Genomic DNA, 2,281 nt, shown 5'->3' with positions numbered 1-2,281 from the left:
GACCCCAGTTCAACGCCATAATGGAGAGGATAGTACCATCTTAGCTAAGCGCAAAGAGCTTTATAAACAAGCGAGAGCAGCCAACCCACAGCGGTGGTCAAACGAATCTAGAAACTGGGATGAAGTTGGTGAAGTTAAGCTAAATCCTGAAAGGCAGAAAGAAGCTGCTTAAAAAATTAAAGGCGACAACTACCTTGAAAAACGCCGGAAACCAATCGGCCATTGTGAAATCTCACCAATCGGGTATAACTGGTTCTTCGTCAAAAGAAAATATTTCGATTAATCTGTAAGTTACATGTTGAAAGGAGCAGTGTGGTGTTTACCTTAAAAGTTGATGACGACATTGAACTTGCGTTAGTGCAGCCTTCTTTTGCAAAGCAGTATATGCAGATCGTGAGCGAGCAACGTGATTATCTAGCACAATGGTTGGCATGGCCACATCACGCTGACTCAGACGCTTTTTTCCAGCAGTTTATTACTCAATCACTGCACGATTATGCAGATGGCAAATCTTTGGTGTGCGCCATGATTTATCATGGTGATTTGGTAGGAAACATTAGTTTTAACACTATTGACCTATTATTAAACAAGGTGGAGGTGGGTTATTGGTTATCATCTAAGGTACAAGGTAACGGAATCGTGACACGCAGCGTCGCTATGCTCATCGACTATGCGTTTAATGAACTGGGTATGGAAAAAGTGCAGTTGTGTGCCGCAACTGAAAATACCTCGAGTAGAAAAGTCGCAGAGCGTTTGGGTTTTTCACTGGAAGGAATAATCACTCGCAGTGAGAACTTAAATGGGAGGGTTGTTGATCACGCTGTTTACGGGCTGCTGCGCGCTGACAATGCCTAGTATCAGAGGCGCAGCATTGCTGCCTAAGCGCTTATCTACGGCTCACTGAAGAGCGCTTTACTAATATTGGCGCAAATAGGTTTTGTGCTCTTTCAACGTCTTTCCCACTGGCTCTTTGCAACGCTTCTAATACCGCTTGTTTTGCCATAACTTGAATCGGATAGCGTATGGTGGTGAGACGAGGATAGATAAAGCGGGCGATCAAACCATCGTCAAATCCAATAACGGACATATCTTCAGGAATGCGAATACCATTTTCCTGAATTAATGCTAGACAACCAGCTGCCATATCATCGTTGTAAGTCGCAACAGCAGTAATCGATAAGTTCTTCGCCAACAAGTTAACCATTGCTTGTTCACCACCTATCTCATCCGGTTCACCGTACTCGATAAATTCTTCATTCGGTTCGATACCATGGTCTTTGAGTGCGGCTAGGTATCCGTCACGGCGATCATGAGCATCATCGATGTCGTGACTTGAGGCAATATAGCCGATTTTCTCGTGACCATTCTTAATCAGAAACTCGGTTGCCAGGTACGACCCCTTGAAATTGTCCAAAGCGATACAACGGTCTGCGATTGCAGGGACAGAACGGTTAATGATCATCATTCCCGGTATTTCTTCAGCTAACTCGGTGAGCTCGTCATCGGAGAGCCCTTTACTGTGAATAACCAAAGATTCACATCGACTGCCAATCAATAGGTTAATGGCATTGCGCTCTTTAATCGGGTCATGATAGCCGCTACCAATAAGAATTTGCTTACCTTGCTCTGCTGCAATGGTGTCAATGGCTTTAACCATGGCACCAAAGAAGGGAGCGGACACATCGTGCACCAAAATTCCAACGGTATTGGAGGATTTGCTCACCAGAGCTCGTGCATTAGCGTTTGGACGATATCCCAACTTTTTCATGGCAGCTTGCACTGCAACGGTGGCGGCTTCACTCGTATGGGGAGCATTGTTAATAACACGGGATGTGGTCGCGATTGAAACGCCAGCTTCTTTTGCGACTTCTTTTATTGTTGCCATGACGTTCTCTGTATCTTATTAATCAATTTATTAAACAACGCTTGAGCACTTATGACAAACGCTATTAGTGTGCGGGAACGCCCACTTTTAATGATTAGAGTAATCGTTTCCATTATTAGCGTTGTCAATTCCGTTTACTTGTCCTTGCCTCAGTGTGGCTAATTGAGTATTAAAGTATGAGCTTTTGTGGCTCTTCTCCGCTTAGATGAGCTTGACAGAAGGGTATAATATTGAACTTACCTCAGGTACTGAAAGCTGTTTAATCTTCAGTTTGAAGTATTCGGTATCTCTTATCCCGCGAGCTCTTCTACGCAACAATCCTATTGATACATTGCCAGCCTCGATTATAGAGCTGGTTAGTCGGTCATACTTTGCAAAGTTACAGATGCCTTCTTT

3 protein-coding genes are annotated in these 2,281 nt (G+C 44.0%); 1 reads left to right on the top strand and 2 read right to left on the bottom strand.

Going from position 1 to position 2,281, the window contains the following annotated elements; all coding sequences use genetic code 11:
• Positions 1-315: 315 nt before the first annotated feature.
• Entirely contained in the window at positions 316-855 is a 540-nt protein-coding gene (locus VTH8203_RS22165; RefSeq protein WP_096995606.1) for a GNAT family N-acetyltransferase, read from the top strand.
• A gap of 31 nt (positions 856-886) precedes the next feature.
• Here VTH8203_RS22165 and VTH8203_RS22160 read toward each other — a convergent pair whose 3' ends face one another.
• Both VTH8203_RS22160 and VTH8203_RS22155 read right to left on the bottom strand, forming a co-directional pair.
• The gene (locus tag VTH8203_RS22160) at positions 887-1,885 is read right to left on the bottom strand and encodes a substrate-binding domain-containing protein (protein WP_096995605.1); all 999 of its coding nucleotides are present in this window, start codon (positions 1,883-1,885) and stop codon (positions 887-889) included.
• A gap of 201 nt (positions 1,886-2,086) precedes the next feature.
• Positions 2,087-2,281, bottom strand: a 195-nt coding sequence (locus VTH8203_RS22155; RefSeq protein ID WP_167385790.1) for a transposase, incomplete at its 5' end; no start/stop codon positions are given.

Origin of the sequence: Vibrio thalassae, from assembly GCF_900089835.1 — a bacterium.
Classification (GTDB): domain Bacteria; phylum Pseudomonadota; class Gammaproteobacteria; order Enterobacterales; family Vibrionaceae; genus Vibrio; species Vibrio thalassae.
Note: the sequence above shows the minus strand (reverse complement) of the source record. Positions and strands in the feature narration are given on the sequence as shown.

Excerpts from the sequence above, each read along its gene's own strand:
- VTH8203_RS22160 (WP_096995605.1), bottom strand. The coding sequence starts at position 1,885 with ATGGCAACAATAAAAGAAGTCGCAAAAGAAGCTGGCGTTTCAATCGCG.